This window comes from Nevskia sp., from assembly GCF_021732705.1.
Classification (GTDB): Bacteria; Pseudomonadota; Gammaproteobacteria; order Nevskiales; family Nevskiaceae; genus Nevskia.
The window spans coordinates 203,141-217,991 of record NZ_JAKFUM010000016.1 but is presented as its reverse complement, the minus strand read 5'-3'; the positions used below and the strand labels follow the sequence as shown (position 1 = coordinate 217,991).

Annotated in this window: 16 protein-coding genes; 11 read left to right on the top strand and 5 right to left on the bottom strand. The window is 65.6% G+C overall.

Features of this window, described 5'->3' with window-relative positions:
* Positions 1 to 50: 50 nt before the first annotated feature.
* Positions 51 to 797, bottom strand: coding sequence for a transposase (locus QZ951_RS17430; protein WP_293002929.1), 747 nt, complete (start codon positions 795 to 797; stop codon positions 51 to 53).
* Positions 798 to 974: 177 nt separating this feature from the next.
* On the opposite strand from QZ951_RS17430, the gene QZ951_RS17425 reads away from it, so the two are divergent.
* The 4 genes from QZ951_RS17425 (at position 975) to QZ951_RS17410 (ending at position 3,913) form a co-directional block, all read left to right on the top strand.
* Positions 975 to 2,063: a hypothetical protein gene (locus QZ951_RS17425; RefSeq protein ID WP_293002927.1), complete on the top strand. Its 1,089-nt coding sequence runs from the start codon at positions 975 to 977 to the stop codon at positions 2,061 to 2,063.
* A gap of 645 nt (positions 2,064 to 2,708) precedes the next feature.
* Complete coding sequence (locus QZ951_RS17420; RefSeq protein WP_293002925.1) at positions 2,709 to 3,095, top strand: hypothetical protein; 387 nt, start codon at positions 2,709 to 2,711, stop codon at positions 3,093 to 3,095.
* Positions 3,092 to 3,259, top strand: a complete 168-nt coding sequence (locus QZ951_RS17415) for a hypothetical protein (protein WP_293002923.1) — start codon at positions 3,092 to 3,094, stop codon at positions 3,257 to 3,259. Before QZ951_RS17420 ends, QZ951_RS17415 begins: the two co-directional genes overlap by 4 nt.
* A 75-nt stretch (positions 3,260 to 3,334) precedes the next feature.
* Positions 3,335 to 3,913 carry a SprT-like domain-containing protein gene (locus QZ951_RS17410; protein WP_293002921.1) on the top strand — a complete coding sequence of 193 codons (579 nt, stop codon included), beginning with the start codon at positions 3,335 to 3,337 and terminating at the stop codon, positions 3,911 to 3,913.
* 107 nt (positions 3,914 to 4,020) lie between these two features.
* On the opposite strand, the gene QZ951_RS17405 is transcribed toward QZ951_RS17410, so the two are convergent.
* Positions 4,021 to 5,298, bottom strand: coding sequence for an NAD(P)-binding protein (locus tag QZ951_RS17405; protein ID WP_293002919.1), 1,278 nt, complete (start codon positions 5,296 to 5,298; stop codon positions 4,021 to 4,023).
* A 66-nt stretch (positions 5,299 to 5,364) separates the two neighbouring features.
* On the opposite strand from QZ951_RS17405, the gene QZ951_RS17400 reads away from it, so the two are divergent.
* Positions 5,365 to 6,186, top strand: a complete 822-nt coding sequence (locus QZ951_RS17400) for a hypothetical protein (protein ID WP_293002917.1) — start codon at positions 5,365 to 5,367, stop codon at positions 6,184 to 6,186.
* A gap of 24 nt (positions 6,187 to 6,210) precedes the next feature.
* On the opposite strand, the gene QZ951_RS17395 is transcribed toward QZ951_RS17400, so the two are convergent.
* Both QZ951_RS17395 and QZ951_RS17390 read right to left on the bottom strand, forming a co-directional pair.
* Positions 6,211 to 7,836 (bottom strand): HDOD domain-containing protein, encoded by a 1,626-nt coding sequence (locus QZ951_RS17395; protein ID WP_293002915.1) that lies wholly within the window; start codon positions 7,834 to 7,836, stop codon positions 6,211 to 6,213.
* Positions 7,837 to 7,939: 103 nt separating this feature from the next.
* The gene (locus QZ951_RS17390; protein WP_293002913.1) at positions 7,940 to 8,209 is read right to left on the bottom strand and encodes a metal-sensing transcriptional repressor; all 270 of its coding nucleotides are present in this window, start codon (positions 8,207 to 8,209) and stop codon (positions 7,940 to 7,942) included.
* Positions 8,210 to 8,332: 123 nt separating this feature from the next.
* On the opposite strand from QZ951_RS17390, the gene QZ951_RS17385 reads away from it, so the two are divergent.
* The 5 genes from QZ951_RS17385 to QZ951_RS17365 all read left to right on the top strand — a co-directional run bounded on the left by QZ951_RS17385 (position 8,333) and on the right by QZ951_RS17365 (position 11,785).
* Positions 8,333 to 8,770 carry a YeeE/YedE thiosulfate transporter family protein gene (locus tag QZ951_RS17385; protein WP_293002911.1) on the top strand — a complete coding sequence of 146 codons (438 nt, stop codon included), beginning with the start codon at positions 8,333 to 8,335 and terminating at the stop codon, positions 8,768 to 8,770.
* The gene (locus QZ951_RS17380; RefSeq protein ID WP_293002909.1) at positions 8,767 to 9,234 is read left to right on the top strand and encodes a YeeE/YedE family protein; all 468 of its coding nucleotides are present in this window, start codon (positions 8,767 to 8,769) and stop codon (positions 9,232 to 9,234) included. Before QZ951_RS17385 ends, QZ951_RS17380 begins: the two co-directional genes overlap by 4 nt.
* Positions 9,231 to 9,926: an MBL fold metallo-hydrolase gene (locus QZ951_RS17375; protein WP_293002907.1), complete on the top strand. Its 696-nt coding sequence runs from the start codon at positions 9,231 to 9,233 to the stop codon at positions 9,924 to 9,926. The genes QZ951_RS17380 and QZ951_RS17375 overlap by 4 nt, the downstream gene beginning before the upstream one ends.
* 234 nt (positions 9,927 to 10,160) lie before the next feature.
* A complete protein-coding gene (locus tag QZ951_RS17370) occupies positions 10,161 to 10,976 on the top strand; it encodes a glucose 1-dehydrogenase (RefSeq protein WP_293002905.1) in 816 nt (271 codons plus the stop codon).
* A 32-nt stretch (positions 10,977 to 11,008) separates the two neighbouring features.
* The gene (locus QZ951_RS17365) at positions 11,009 to 11,785 is read left to right on the top strand and encodes a glucose 1-dehydrogenase (RefSeq protein ID WP_293002902.1); all 777 of its coding nucleotides are present in this window, start codon (positions 11,009 to 11,011) and stop codon (positions 11,783 to 11,785) included.
* A 46-nt stretch (positions 11,786 to 11,831) separates the two neighbouring features.
* Here the strand turns inward: QZ951_RS17365 and QZ951_RS17360 are convergent, their stop codons facing one another.
* A complete protein-coding gene (locus QZ951_RS17360) occupies positions 11,832 to 13,388 on the bottom strand; it encodes a long-chain fatty acid--CoA ligase (RefSeq protein WP_293002900.1) in 1,557 nt (518 codons plus the stop codon).
* A 152-nt stretch (positions 13,389 to 13,540) separates the two neighbouring features.
* On the opposite strand from QZ951_RS17360, the gene QZ951_RS17355 reads away from it, so the two are divergent.
* On the top strand, positions 13,541 to 14,764 hold the full coding sequence (locus QZ951_RS17355) for an acyl-CoA dehydrogenase family protein (RefSeq protein WP_293002898.1): 1,224 nt from the start codon (positions 13,541 to 13,543) through the stop codon (positions 14,762 to 14,764).
* Positions 14,765 to 14,851: the final 87 nt, after the last annotated feature.

Here is a 14,851-nt window from a genome sequence, read left to right as displayed (position 1 = left end):
GCCCGGCGCGCCGACGGACTCGGTCTCACGTCGGCGCGCAATGGCAACTGTCAGAACGTCACCAGGGCCTGCCGTTGGGACTGAGCTTGGGACTCGGATTGGGACTGCGCGACAGCGCCCGTGAGCTTCCTCGGCCGCCCACGCGGCCGAGCCTCCCGCCGGACCCCCATCATCTGCTCGATCCGATCCAGAAACAGCGAATCCCCCAGCGGCTGTGACTGGTTCAGCGCCAGCCGAATATTGTTGATCGCCTCTCGATCCAGTTCCGACTGGAACAAGGCTCGATAAGCCGTCTGCCGCGATTCCGCATCCGTCCCCAGTCCGAGATACAGCGGATGCGGCGTGACCAAGGGCTGCGATAGCGCAGAAACCGGATCGCCCGCACCCAGCGCATGGCCGCGATAACTGCTCCACCGGTAATGGGCCGGGTCATCCATTATTCCGGCGCGCACCGGATTCAGCTCGATATAACGCTGGCAGCTCAGCAGGTAAGCCTCGCTCTGGATGCTCGACGACTTGTAACGGCTATCCCACAAGGTGCCGGTCCGCCGATAAGCCTTGTTGATGTACTGCACGTAGCGCCGCCCGAGCATGATCAACAGTCGCGGCACGGACTCCACTTGCGCTGGCGGCGTCAGCAGCAGATGCACGTGATTGGTCATCAATACGTAGGCGTGCAACTGGCAGCCGGTGTTGCGCAGCCCATCGGCTAGCCAAGTCAGGTAGGCGCCGTAGTCCTCATCGCAGAAGAAACAGGCGTCCTGGTTGTTGCCGCGCTGCGCGATGTGCAGCGGCACTTCGGGCAGGTGGGTGCGGGCGGCGGGGCATAGTTGAACCCTAGCACCGGGGTTTGAGGGTGGTCCTCTTCTGGGCGGTGCAGAATGTGAAATCCGTCACGGATTTTCGGATTTTGGGGTGAGGGTACTTGCTTTTTGGCAGTGACACGCTGAGTTGAGTCATTGTACGGTCGAGACGTGGGAAAAGAAGTTGCGGATTTAATTGAACCTGCCTCCTTTAATCCGGCCAAATCGGGTCTGGCTCCTTTAATCCGCATCGAGAAACCGTGTCGAAATTTGTGGGGAAAGAGCAGAGCCTGGCCCTTATTATTACTTCATATATCATCGTCAACTTCTGTTCAACAGGGAGAATATAAAATGAAATATCTTGTATTTTTTATATTTTTTGGCATTGCTGGCTGTTCAAACTTAAGCAAATACCAACCGATAGCTATTTCGCATTATCCTGACTTTGAAGCAACTACTGAGCTTCTCCAAGGTGCTGATGATGCCGAAAAGAAAGACATAAGAAAGAAGGTAAAAAATGCTGGGTCTGTCTATGTCTGGCAGCCCTATACAAGCGCCGCTATTGTTGACGCGCAAGGTAATAGATGCGTCCTTGCAGCCAGCGGCGCCAAGACAATTGATGCATCAAGCGAAGTTCTTATAAAATTAGCGGCAAAGATTAAGTCGGTAGACATCACTGAGTTTGATAGCAAATTTAGCGAAGAATTGAAAGAAGCGTTTACAAAGACATCTGAAGCGGATGCTCGATCAGCGTTTGCCGACATCGCCCTTTTTCACTTGTGCCTACTCGATCAAAACGGAACATTTGGGGTAATCGAGAAGCCAGATTGTAAGGCTCCAGATGTAAAACTCCAAAATGACCCTAATATTATTAAAGCATGGAGTGAGTGCGTTGTTGCTGATTATGACTCCCAACGCGGTATGTTGAAGCCAAAAGCTTTACTTGTCCTCAAAGCGTATGAAGAGACTATCAAGACTGCAGCTACCTTGGTCGTAGGATCGTCATCGACCTCACAATCGTCGACAACGCCGACATCGACTACAACGCCGACATCGTCGACAACGCCGACATCGACTACAACGCCGACATCGTCGACATCGTCGACAACGCCGACATCGACTACAACGCCGACATCGACTACAACGCCGACATCGTCGACATCGTCGACAACGCCGACATCGTCGACAACGTCGACAACGCCGACATCGTCGACAACGCCGACATCGACTACAACGCGGTCGACGGCCCCGCGTCCATAATTGCTTAGCACCAATTAAAGAAGCTCTGGGGGAGTTAAACCCAAATAAAGAGGCCAAGCTGAATTTAGTTTAAGGAAATTAAAGGGGCCAGGCTCAACTAAATTCTGGCGAAACATAAAACGCCCGCACCTACGGGCTCTTTTTTATCGAATGGCATTTTTGACTCTGAGTCTTGATTAAGCTCTTGGTGTAGACGGGCCGCTGAAATTGTCTTCACCGACAGGCTTGTTCGGGGTTCCAAACGTCCGCGCAGCGCGGCATCATCGCAGGCAACCCCGAGCCGTGAAACTTGAATGATCCGGTCGCAAAGATCTCATCGCGATTGCCCGTCGCCCATCCGTGCCGGATAACGCCGGTTGCGAGCTGTAATTATAAGGGGCCAGGCTCAATTTAAATTGAAGTAGAATTAAAGGGACCAGGCTCAATTTAATTCTGGCGAAACATGAGACGCCTGCGCATACGGGCGTTTCATGTTGATCGAATGGTATTGCCGACTTTGAGTCTTGATGAGGCTCCCGGTGTAGATGAGCCGCTGAAATTGTCTTCACCGACAGGCTTGTTCGGGGTTCCAAACGCCCGCGCTGCGCTGCATCATCGCGAAACGGTGATGCATCACCGCAGGCAGCCCCAAGCCGTACAACTTGAATGATCCGGTCGCAAAAATCTCATCACAGTGCCAGCGATGCAGCCGCGAGCGATCACATCGTGATTGCGCGTCGCCCGTGCGTGCCGGATAGCGGCGGTTGCGAGCTGTGTACGCGGCCACTGGAACTGACCTTCCACCACCTGATCCCCCGCCATCTTCATCACCGGCGCTGGTTTCGCGAGCGGTACACGGTGATGGAGATGCGGTTGCGGGGGGCTTGGCTGTGTCGGGAGTGCCATGCGTTCATTCATGAGCATTTCGATGAGGCGACCTTGGGGCGGCGGTTGAGTACGGTCGAGGCCTTGAAGAACGAGCCATTGATCGCGCGGCATGTCGAATGGGCGGCTCGGCAGCGGGTAGCGGGTCGGGGGAAGGCGCGTCAATGAAGACCAAGGCTTGCGATCGCTGTCTGCAGGAGGTTCGGATCGCGTATCGCTTCCAGATCGCGCCGAGCAAGACCTGGCAGTTCGCGTGTGCGGAGTGCCTGAAGCTCGAGAAGGCGCGGCCGGGATATCGCTATGGCGGGACCTGGAATGGGGCTCGGCATTGAGCGCGGCGAGGCTGTCTGCGGGCTCTGCTGATCGATTTACCGCCGGGTGTCGTTTTTCGGCATGATCCGCGCCGAATGACGCGACGACCTGCCCGCCCCGACGATTTCTGGAACCAGCCGCTGACGGCGCCGTGGGCGACCGTGCCGCTGGTTCGCGATGCCGGCGGAACCGAGTGGGAAGCAGGTGCCGACGGTCGCAACCCGTTGAAAGTGCGCGGAAGGTTGGAGGCAGCGGTCGATCACTGGATCGACCGGGCGCGGGCGATTCCGCATCTGTCGCAGCTCGGCGCGCCGATTCCTCGGCCGAAGGTGCATTACGACCTGAAGGGCGGCATCGCCGGCATGGCGGCGACTATGGTGCGACCGCGGGCGCTGCCCGAGCAGTGGATCCGCATCCACCCCGAGCTGCTGAACCGCTATCCGGTGCGGATGATCCAGCAGACGATCCCGCACGAAATCGCGCATCTGGTGGTCGACTGGTATCTGCCGAAGGTCCGTGAGCCGCATGGCCCGGAGTGGATGGCAGTGATGATCTACTTCGGCCGCCCGCCGGTTGCGTTCCACGACATGAAGCCGGCGGCGCCGAGGCGCGGGCGAGCGTCGGTCACGGCGGCGCAGTCGGTGCTGTTCGAGGCGCCGCACGGGCGGCGATGACCTTGCTTGGCAGTCCGTTTAACTGACGGATCCCATTGGGTTTATTGCTGCAGTTTCAGTACAGATCGGATAAATCCGGGCCAGCGAATAACGCGCTACTTATCGTGTCAGGCGTTATCGATGTTGGCGCCGATGAGCGCTGCAGCGGCTTCACCGGCGCTCAGGGCCTGCGCGACATTGCTGCCGAGACAGGCGTCGCTGGCGTAATACAGCCCCGGGGCGAGTTCGAAGGCGGCAACACCGATCGGCTGTTCGACGAAGGCGTAGCGCCAGCGGTGGGCGGAGGCGTAGATCGGTCGGGCGTCTGCCGGCAGACCGAGCACTTCCGCGGCGATGCTGATCAGTCGTGCGGCGACTTCATCAGCGGGACGCTCGAGGTGCTCGATCGACCACGCTGCGCTCGCCTGGATCGTCAGCCGGGGCGGGCCAACGCGCCCGGGTTTCAGGTCTTCGCGGGCGAGCCAGGCAATCGGGTCGTTGGCAGTGCCAGCCCAATGGTCAGCGGTCGGCGGAAGCGGGATCGACGGGGTCCACATCACGGTCCAGTTCGGCTGGTAGCGGACGGCGGACAACGCCGCGTTTTCGATACCGGCCGTGCCAAGCAGGGCAAGCGCCTGCGGCGTCGGGATGGTCAGCAGCACCTGATCGAACAGCGCGTCGTCCTGTTCGCGATCAAAGCCGAGCCGCCATTGATGACCGTCGCGGGCCAGGCCGGTCACGGTGACGCTGCAGCGGCAGTCGAGGCCTTGCGACCAGGCTTGCGCCAGCCGATTCATCGTCGGCTCGGCAATCCATGACGGGCTTTCAGACAACGAATCGGCCGCGGGCCAGGCGCGCAGGGTGCCCGCGCCATGAATCTGTGCCGCGGGCTCGCCGAGCAGCGCGCGCTGCACGCCGTGATCGAAGCTGCCGAATTCGGTTTCGCGCGAGGCGAGGCGACCGCCGGGGCGTCGGCCCTTGTCGAACAGGCACAACGAAGCCGCGCCGAAGGCCGGGTGCGCAGCGAGCGAGCGGGCGGTGCTGAGGCCGGTGATGCCGGCGCCGATGATGGCGAGACGGGGCATGCGGAACGTGGGCGACGAAGGACCGTGGGATTGTCGCTGATCGTCAGCGTCGCACGCGGTGGCGCGCTCTTTTTTTGCCGCAGCGATTCGGTCAAAGTCCGTCTGCCGTGATGGCGCGGCCATGCCGACCATTGCGATCTGAACCTGTCTGCAAACCCGTTGACGAGTCACGCCATGCGACCGAACACCCGCCTGCTGTCCCTTGCCGCGCCGATGCTGGCTGCAACGCTGCTGGTGGCAACGACCGTCACGATTGCCGCGCCCGCGCAACCGGACGCATCGCCAGCCGGAATCGAAAGCGTTCGCCGCGGCACGGCGCACGACGCGGTCTTTGCGATGTCGATGGCGGCCGACGGGCGGGGTCTAGCCGTCGGAGCGGCAGGGACGATGCTGACGACCGCCGATCATGGCCAGACCTGGGTCGAGCAGAAGCCGGTGACCGGTCTCGGCCTGCTCGGCGTGGCGACCGCGGGCGCGCGGCAGATTGCGGTCGGGCAGGGCGGCACGGTGCTGGTGCGCAGCGGCGGCGGCGACTGGCGGACGGTCGACAGCGGCAGCGATCAGCGCCTGTTTGCCGTGGCCATCGACGAGGCAGGCGTTGCCATCGCGGTCGGCGCGTTCGGCACCATCCTGAAGTCGGCCGATGGCGGCGGCACGTGGTCGGCTTTCAAGCCGGACTGGGCGGTGATGTCCGAGCAGGGCATCGAGCCTCATCTCTATGCGGTGTCGCTCGGCACCGATGGCACCGTGACCGTGGCGGGCGAAGGCGGCTTCATCCTGCGCAGCGCAATTAGCGGCGCGGCAGAGTGGAAAGTGCTGCATGTCGGCGATCTGGCGAACCAGAAGGGCGACGCCTCCCTGTTCGCGCTGAGCCTGACGCCGGGCGGACGTGGCTATGCCGGCGGACAGGATGGTGCGCTGCTGATGACGGCCGATGGCGGCGCGAGCTGGCAGCCGATCGATTCCGGCACCCGCGAAATTCTGCTCGGCGTTGTCCCGGTGGGTGACGGCGTGCTGGTCTGCACGACCTATGGCCTGCGCCGCGGCACGCCGGACGATGCCGGCAAACTGCGCTGGCAGGCGGTGGCGGACGACCGCATCGGCGGCGGCTGGTATGCCGCGATGACGCCGGCCGGCGACGGGAATTCGGTGCTGCTGGCCGGTCACGCGGGCCGCATCGTCCGGGTCTCGCCGGCCGCGCTGCGCTGAACCTCCAGCGCTGCGCGAGGCTGCTCAGCGCTGCTGCTTGATCGCGAGCACCAGCTGATTGCGCAAGGTGCGCAGCAGCGCGAAGGTTTTCGGCGCGATCTGCAGGGCGCCTGCCGCCGCGACATCGGCATAGAGCATCGCGACGCTCGACTGCCGCAGCCGCATCGGCATCACCAGAAAGCTCGGCGCATCGAAGTGCGCGCGATACCAGTCCGGCAGCCGCTCGCGGATCTTCGCGTCGGCCGCGTTCGCGACCAGCACGTCGATGTCCTGCGCCAGGATCAGGTTGAACAGTGGCGCATCGGCGGCGTTCTCGGCCGGCAGCGGGAACTGGAAGCGGCCGGGCGGCTGGGCGGGGTCGTCGCCGAACGCGAGGCGGCCGACCATGCGCTGCGTGCGACCGTCGCGCAGGCACAGGATCACCCGGCGCACCGTCAGCGCCCGGAAAACCGTTTCCGCGCCGATGCGCAGGATGTCCGCCAGCGGGCCGTCATCGAGCAGGGCGTTGCTCAGTTCCTGGATGCCGGCAGTCAGCAGCGCATCGCAGTCGTTGATCGGCTCGGCGCGCAGCGGCTCGTCGTGGACCAGCGCCGCGTCCGGTTCCGGTTCGGCCGGGACCGCGAACGGCGGTGATGCCGGCGGTGCGGCGGCGGTCCTGCGCGCCTGCCGCAGCGGTTCGCCGAGCGGGCTGCGGGCGATGTCGAGATTGAAGATCGCGGCCAGATCGAACAGTCCGTCGATCGCGGCTTCGGTGGCGCCGTCGACCTGTTTCGGCGTCAGGGTCAGATAGTCGCGATAGCGCCGGCACAGGCGCTCGATCGCCGCGCTGCGCTCGGCCGGGAGGGTCGATTCGATCAGTTCCGCCACGGTGGCGCTGAAGCTGCTCAGCGCACGCAGGCCATCGAGCGGATGGCCGGGCGACGGATCGCGGCCGGGCACGAGGCGCTGCAGGCTGTGCACGATGCTGTCCGGAAAGCCCCAGCCCTGCGCCACCGCCATGCCGAGCGCCTCGTAGCTGACGCCGAGCACGCGGGCCGCGGCCTGATCCTCGTCCAGATGTTCGCGTTCGCGCAGGTGGCGGATCGACTGCGCCTCGTCATGGAAATAGCAGCAGGCGATGATCCGGCCGAGCGAATGGAACAGGCCGCACAGATAGGCTTCTTCGGCGTTGCCGCGAATCGCGATCGGGCACAGCGCGCGGGCAATCAGTGCGGCGAGGCTGGCGCGCAGGAACTCGATGGCCAGCGACTCGGCGCGCGCCCGGTCGCGAATCTGGTCGAACAGCAGCAGCGACACCGTCATGCTGCGGATGGTGTCGACGCCGAGGATCACGATCGCGCGCGAAATGGTCGAGACCCGCTGGCCGGCGAACTGCCCGTACGGCACCGAGTTCACCAGCCGCAGGATGCGCTTGGTCAGCGCGTAGTCCTTGAGGATCGCCGACGCGAGCGTGGTGGCATCGCCGTCTTCCGACGACGCGACACGGTTGATCGCGACGATGGCGGCAGACGCCGCCGGAAAGTCGCTGCGGCGCTGCATCTGCTGCAGCAGCGCAGCCAGCGCGCCAGAAGCCGCACCCGTGGCGGCGCCCGTGACGGCGACCTTGGCGACGGCAATTCCGGGCGCGGGCGAGGCTGGCGCTGGCTTCATCGGGCGGGGTGACCGCGTGGCGACGCGAACGCGCGTCAATCCGGGCGTATCGGCCGCGATCAGTGCAGCTTGAGCGCCGGATGCTGGACTGGCGTCGGGTGCTTCAGCCTAAGCGCGCCAGCATTCGCGTCATCTGTCCGGCCACGGCCTGGGCGGAAGCGAGGTCGGGTGCCGCATCCATCTGCGCGCGCATCGCGCAGGCCATCATCTCGTAGAACGCCTTGTCCAGCGCCTTGCGTGCAGCGGCGAGCTGCTGAGCAACCTTTTCGCAGTCCGCACCGCCGTCGATCATCGCCTGGATGCCGCGCACCTGACCTTCGACGCGCTTGAGCCGCGTGATGATGGCCTTGCGGTTGTCGTCATCGAATGTCATCAGAACTTCCTCGCGCGGACGCTACCGTCGGCTTGCATTTTCAGTATACCCCCCTGAGTATATTTCCGTACCGCCGGATGGCCCGGCGGGGCCGGCCGACCTGATTCCGGAGTGAACCCCGACATGAATGTCCTGATCGATTTCGACGCCTGGCAGCGAGGCCTGATCGGCGGGCTGCTGATCGGCCTGTCCGCTGCGATGCTGATGCTGTTCAGCGGCCGCGTGGCCGGCATCAGCGGCATCGTCGGCGGGCTGCTGTTCAATCGCGATCCGGCCGACGCGCTGTGGCGCAAGCTGTTTGTCGTCGGTCTGCTGCTCGGGCCGCTGCTGCTGGCCGCGTTCGCCGGTGCGCCTGCGGTGAGCCTGCCGACCGGCTGGCTGGCGCTCGGCCTCGGCGGCGTGCTGGTCGGCTTCGGCACGCGACTGGGCAACGGCTGCACGTCCGGGCACGGGGTCTGCGGCATGGCGAGGTTCTCGAAGCGCTCGATCATCGCGACGCTCACGTTCATGGCCTTCGGCTTCCTGACCGTGTTCGTGCTGCGGCACGGGGTGACGTCATGAACGCGTCGATCGAGACGCCGGCTGCCGTGCCGAACGTCGCGCTGCGCAACGGGCTGGCGGCGCTGGTGGTCGGACTGCTGTTTGGGCTGGGCCTGAGCTATTCCGGCATGACCGATCCGGCGCGCGTGCAGGGTTTCCTCGATCTGGCCGGGCGGTGGGACCCGACGCTGGCCTTCGTCATGGGCGGGGCGCTGCTGGTCAACATCCCGGCGTACTGGCTGACGCGGCGCACGCGCACGCAGCCGCTGTTCGATACGCGCTTCACGCTGCCGACGCGCCACGATCTCGATGGCCGCCTGCTGCTCGGTGCAGCCTGTTTCGGGATCGGCTGGGGCCTGTCCGGCTTCTGCCCGGGGCCGGCGCTGGCGTCGCTGTCGAGCGGCGCGCTGCCGGTGCTCGGTTTCTGCGCGGCCATGGTCGCCGGCATGGCGCTGGCAGCATTCGTGCAGAAGACACCGGCATGATCCTGCAGCAATTCTTCGATCCCGAATCGAGTACCCACACCTATCTGCTGGCCTCCGGGCGCGGCCGCGAGGCGGTGCTGATCGACCCGGTCAAAGAGCGCGCGGCGGAGTATCTGGCGGCGATCGCGGCGCTCGACCTGAAGCTGGTCAAGGCGATCGACACGCACACGCACGCCGATCACATCACCGCGCTGGGCGACCTGCGCAGCGCAACCGGCTGCGTGACGGTGATGGGGGCGTACACCAAGGCCGAATGCGTGTCGATGCAGGTCCATGACGGCGACGTCCTCGACATCGACGGCGTCCGCCTGCAGGCGGTCTACACGCCGGGCCACACCGATGAATCGTTCAGTTTCGTGCTCGATCCGGCGCAGCCGAAAGGCGTGTTCACCGGCGACGTGCTGCTGATCGGCGGTACTGGCCGCACCGACTTTCAGGGCGGCGATCCGCGCAAGAGCTGGGATTCGATCGTCAACAAGCTGTTCCGCCTGCCGGATGAGGTGATCGTCTATCCGGGGCACGACTACAAGGGCCGGCTGGCGTCGACCATCGGCGCGGAGAAGCGCGACAACCCGCGCCTGGCCGGCAAGACCGAGGCCGAGTACATCGCGATCATGAACGCGCTGAACCTGCCGAATCCGCGGCTGATGGATGTCGCGGTGCCGGCCAATCTCGCCTGCGGACGGGCCTGAGCCGGCACCGCTGTCGCGCCGCTTCCCGCGCTGCGCGATCTGGGCAACACTAGTCGGGCATGAATCGAAGAGCCGGTGCCCACGAGCACCGCCCGACGGTCACGCTTCACCACAGAAGCGTGCCGGTGCAGGAGGAGAAGCCCGAATCGCGATGGCCTGCCGCGCCGCGGCAGGCCTGCGCTCGCCTACCGAATGCCTCGGCCGCACAGCCAGCACTCTTGCGGAGCAGACACGATGAGCGATTACAGCAAGGCCTTCCGACTCGACGGCAAGGCAGCCCTGGTCACCGGCGGCGCACGCGGCATCGGTGCCGCCATTTGCGAGGCACTGGCGCAGGCCGGGGCTGCCGTGCTGGTGACCGATGTCCTCGAAGCGGAGGGCCAGGCCACCGTCGCGAAGCTGCGCGCGGCCGGCGGCAAGGCCGCCTTCCTGCGGCAGGACGTCACCGATGAAGCGCAGTGGGAAGCGGCCACCGCCGCGGTCATCGCCGAATTCGGCCGCTACGACATTCTCGTCAACAACGCCGGCATCGAAACTGCGGCGCTGATCGCGAACTGCACGCTGGACGACTTCAAGCGCGTGCAGGCGGTCAATGTCGACAGCGTGTTCCTCGGCATGAAGCACGCGGTGCGGGCGATGTCGCCGGGCGGCGCAGCCGGCCACGGCGGCGCCATCGTCAACCTGTCGTCGGTCGCCGGCATCATCGGCACGCCGGCGCACGTCTCGTATCACAGCTCCAAGGGTGCGGTGCGCCTGATGACCAAGGCCACGGCGATCGAGTGCGCGGCGCTGAAGTCGGGCATCCGCGTGAACTCGGTGCATCCGGCGATCGTGGAGACCGACATGGGCGACAAGTTCGTCGCCGATTTCGTCACGCTCGGGCTGGCCCCGGATGTCGCGACCGCCCGCGCCGGCATGGAGGCGATCCACCCGATGGGCTTCGGCCGGCCGGCGGATGTCGCCTGCGCCGTGCTGTATCTCGCCTCCGACGCCGCGCGCTGGGTCAATGGCAGCGAGCTGGTGATCGACGGCGGCCTGACCGCCGCCTGAGCCACGACCATCCCGCGAACGGAGCGAACGACATGGCTGGACGGGTTCAGGACAAGGTGTGCGTGATCACCGGCGGCGCGCGCGGGCTCGGCCTCGCGTCGGCCGAGCGGCTGCTGCAGGAAGGCGCGAAGGTGCTGCTGACCGATCTCGATGCGACGGTCGGCGAACAGCAGCGCGAACGCCTCGCCGCGCTCGGTTTCGACGTCGCGTTCCAGCGCCACGACGTGACGGTCGCGGCCGACTGGGAGGCGGCGCTGGCGTTCGCGCAGGCGCGCTGGGACCGGATCGATGTGCTGGTCAACAATGCCGGCGTGGCCTGGCTCGGCACGGTCGAAAGCCTGAGCTTCGAACTCTGGCGCAAGACGCTCGGCGCGAACCTCGACGGCGTGTTTCTCGGCATCCAGCAGGTGATTCCGGCGATGAAGGCGAGCGGCGGCGGCTCGATCATCAACATCGCGTCGATCGAAGGCCTGATCGGCGAGGCGCAGCTGCCGGCCTACAACGCCAGCAAGGCGGCGGTGCGGCTGCTCAGCAAGTCCAGCGCGATCCACTGCGCGCGCACCGGCACCGGCATCCGCGTGAACGCGGTGTGCCCCGGCTTCGCGGCGACGGAGATGGTGTCGAACGGGCTCGCGCAGCTCGGCGACGACGGCGCGGCCGCGTTCGCCGCGGCGACCTTGGCGCGGATTCCGCTCGGCCGCTTCGCCGAGCCAGTCGAGATCGCGCACGCCGTGCTGTTCCTGGCGTCCGACGAAGCCAGCTATGTCACCGGTGCCGATCTGGTGGTCGACGGCGGCTTCACCGCCTGACGAGGCATGACTGAGCAGGCGCCGGCCATCGGGGCCGGCGCCGGATTCAGCTGACCGCGCGCTCGCGGTTCTCCCAGTGCGGCTTGCGCAGTTCGGTCTTGAGCACCTTGCCGGCGCCGGAAATCGGCAGGCTGGCACGGATTTCAAGACTGCGCGGGCACTTGTAGCCGGCGATCAGCGACTTGCAGTGCGCGTACAGCTCGTCCTGCGTCAGGCTGGTGCCCGGCCGCAGCACGACGGCGGCGTGCACCTTTTCGCCCATCTCCGCACACGGAATGCCGATGACGGCGACCGCCGCGACCGACGGATGGCGCGCGACGGCGTTCTCGACCTCGACCGAATAGATGTTCTCGCCGCCGGAGATGATCATGTCCTTCAGGCGGTCGACGATGTAGACGTAGCCGTCGGTGTCCATGTAGCCCATGTCGCCGCTGTGCATCCAGCCGTTGCGCAGTGCCGCGACGGTGGCATCCGGCTTGTTCAGGTAGCCCTGCATCACGTTCGGGCCGCGCGCGATGATCTCGCCGACCTCGCCGCGCGGCAGCTCGCGATCGTCACCGTCGACGACCTTGACCTGCACGTGATAGCTGGCTCGGCCCGCGGCGCGCAGCCGATTGCGGGCGCGGCCTTCCGGCGTGTGCATCAGCGGCGGCAGCACGGTCATCACCGCCGATACCTCGGTCATGCCGTAGACCTGCGACAGCGCCGCGGTCGGCAGCGCCGCCATGGTCCGGTCGAGCAGCGCTTCCGACACCGGCGAGGCGCCGTACAGCAGCCGCTGCACCGACGCGGTGTTGCGGCTGCGGATGCCCGGGAAATCGACCAGCATCTGCAGCATCGTCGGCACCAGCAGCAGATCGGTGACCTGGCGCGATTCGATCAGATCGATCACGGACTCCGGCCGGAACATCGGCAGCATCACGTGCTGGCCGCCGCGGAGCAGCAGGCCGGTGGTCATCATCATGCCGGCAAGGTGGAACATCGGTGCGGCATGCAGGCCGACCGCGCCGTCCGGAAAGGCCCCTTCCGCCAGCAGCGACAGCGCCGAACTGGTGATGTTCAGGTGCGTCAGCATCACGCCCTTCGGCGCGCCGGTGGTGCCGCCGGTGTAGAAGATGCCGAACAGCTCGTGGCCGCCGATGCCGAGATCGGCGATCGGCGCATGGCCGGCGACCAGCGCGTCGAGCGAATGCGCGCCGTCCGGCACGGCACCGTCTCCGGCGTGGATCACCGTGCGCAGCGTCGGGCAGTCGTTGCGGATCGCCGCGAGATGGCCGGCGAACTGGTCGTCGACGATCAGCGCGACGCATTCGGAATCCTGGATCGAGTAGCTGATTTCGGCCGCGCTCCAGCGGAAGTTGGCCGGGTTGACCACGGCGCCGATCCACGCCAGCGCGAGGTAGCTTTCGAGGTAGCGGTCCGAATTCAGGGCGAGGATGCAGACGCGGTCGCCGCGGCCGATGCCGAGCGTGCGCAGGCCCCCGGCAAGGCGCGCGACCCGGTCCTCGAGTTCGATGAACGTGTGGACGCGATCCTGGCAGACCGTCGCCACGGCATGTGGCGTCTGCTGCACGGCACGGTGCAGTCCCTGAGTGAATTGCATGCGGCACCCCCTCGCAGTTCTCGCTTGACAGCGCTTGTTGGACGCTCATGTTCGTCGCGGCGTGCGCGCGGCAGGCCGAACCTAAGTCGGGTGTCGCCCATCCGTTCGTCGATACAGTGCTCGCTCCCTTCGTGGCTCTTCTCCCGTTCTCCATGACCTTGCCCCGCCGCCGCGCCGACAGCCTCTACAGCGACATCTTCCTGCCCGAGGAGACCCAGGCGATCCGGCGTGAAGTGCGGGCGTTCTGCGACGCCGTGCTGGCCCCGGTCGCGCATCGGCTGAACACGACGCCGGAAGCCAAGGAAAACTTTCCGCACGAGATCATGGCGGCCATGGCCAAGGCCGGCATCTACGAGATTCCGTTCGCCAAGGATGTCGGCGGCCGCGGCCTCGCATATCCGACCCTGGCCACGCTGACCGTGCTCGAGGAACTGGCCTACTACTCGCCGTCGCTCGCTTCGGCGCTGTACGACGGACAGGCGATCCTCGTCGGCAAGACGCTGGATCGCGCCCCCGAGCACCTGCGCAGCCGCTATCTGCCGCAGCTGATCCGCGGCGAGTTCGTCGGCTGCTTCGCGACCAGCGAGCCGGAAGCGAGCACCGATCTGTCGGTCGCGTCGATGCAGACCACGGCGACGAAGGTACCGGGCGGCTACCGGGTCAACGGCGTCAAGCGCTGGATCACGAACTCCCCGGTCGGCGACCGGATTCTGGTGCTGTGCAAGACCGGCGAGACGCTGACCATGCTGCTGGCCGACATGCACGACCCCGGCATCAGCGTCTCCGCACCGGACCAGAAGATGGGCAACCACGTGCAGCTGACCGCGGATGTCACGTTCGACAACGTGTTCGTCGCCGACGATCACGTCGTCGGGGCCAAGGAAGGCAGCGGCCTGCGGACCGCCATCGGCGCGCTGGTGCAGGGTCGCATGGGCATCGGCGCGGTGGGCGTGGCGATGGCGCAGGCGGCGTTCGATTTCGCGACCGACTACATGAGCCGGCGCAAGGTCTTCGGCAAGGAACTGGCGCGGATGCAGCACTGGCAGTACAAGTTCGCCGAATACGCGATCCAGCTCGAAACCGCGCGCAGCCTGTACCAGAAGGCCGCGATCCGGTTCGACAAGGAAGGCGGTGCCGACATCGAGGCGGCGATGTGCAAGGTCGTCGGCTCGCGGCTGGCCTGCGACATGGCACGCGACGCGATCCAGGTCTGCGGCGCCTATGGCTTCGTCAAGACTTTGTCCGGCCCCGGCACGCACTTCCCGCTGGAATCGATCTATCGCGACGCCAAGATCGGCGAAATCTACGAAGGCGCGAACGAGATCCAGACCTGGGTCATCGCGCGCCACGTGTTCGGGCGCGAATACACCGGCTGAACCCAGCCGAGCCTCGGGCCGCGACCCGCGCGGCGGCGGGCGGGTCAACGGCCGCTGGTTGTCGGCACGCGGCATCGGTACATTCGA

What these genes read in the sequence shown, in the direction of transcription:
- QZ951_RS17420 (WP_293002925.1), top strand. Translation starts at nt 2,709, where the DNA reads ATGATCCGGTCGCAAAAATCTCATCACAGTGCCAGCGATGCAGCCGCG.
- QZ951_RS17370 (WP_293002905.1), top strand. Translation starts at nt 10,161, where the DNA reads ATGAGCGATTACAGCAAGGCCTTCCGACTCGACGGCAAGGCAGCCCTG.
- QZ951_RS17395 (WP_293002915.1), bottom strand. Translation starts at nt 7,836, where the DNA reads ATGAAGCCAGCGCCAGCCTCGCCCGCGCCCGGAATTGCCGTCGCCAAG.
- QZ951_RS17415 (WP_293002923.1), top strand. Translation starts at nt 3,092, where the DNA reads ATGAAGACCAAGGCTTGCGATCGCTGTCTGCAGGAGGTTCGGATCGCG.
- QZ951_RS17360 (WP_293002900.1), bottom strand. Translation starts at nt 13,388, where the DNA reads ATGCAATTCACTCAGGGACTGCACCGTGCCGTGCAGCAGACGCCACAT.
- QZ951_RS17355 (WP_293002898.1), top strand. Translation starts at nt 13,541, where the DNA reads ATGACCTTGCCCCGCCGCCGCGCCGACAGCCTCTACAGCGACATCTTC.
- QZ951_RS17365 (WP_293002902.1), top strand. Translation starts at nt 11,009, where the DNA reads ATGGCTGGACGGGTTCAGGACAAGGTGTGCGTGATCACCGGCGGCGCG.
- QZ951_RS17380 (WP_293002909.1), top strand. Translation starts at nt 8,767, where the DNA reads ATGAACGCGTCGATCGAGACGCCGGCTGCCGTGCCGAACGTCGCGCTG.
- QZ951_RS17385 (WP_293002911.1), top strand. Translation starts at nt 8,333, where the DNA reads ATGAATGTCCTGATCGATTTCGACGCCTGGCAGCGAGGCCTGATCGGC.
- QZ951_RS17390 (WP_293002913.1), bottom strand. Translation starts at nt 8,209, where the DNA reads ATGACATTCGATGACGACAACCGCAAGGCCATCATCACGCGGCTCAAG.
- QZ951_RS17400 (WP_293002917.1), top strand. Translation starts at nt 5,365, where the DNA reads ATGCTGACGACCGCCGATCATGGCCAGACCTGGGTCGAGCAGAAGCCG.
- QZ951_RS17410 (WP_293002921.1), top strand. Translation starts at nt 3,335, where the DNA reads ATGACGCGACGACCTGCCCGCCCCGACGATTTCTGGAACCAGCCGCTG.
- QZ951_RS17375 (WP_293002907.1), top strand. Translation starts at nt 9,231, where the DNA reads ATGATCCTGCAGCAATTCTTCGATCCCGAATCGAGTACCCACACCTAT.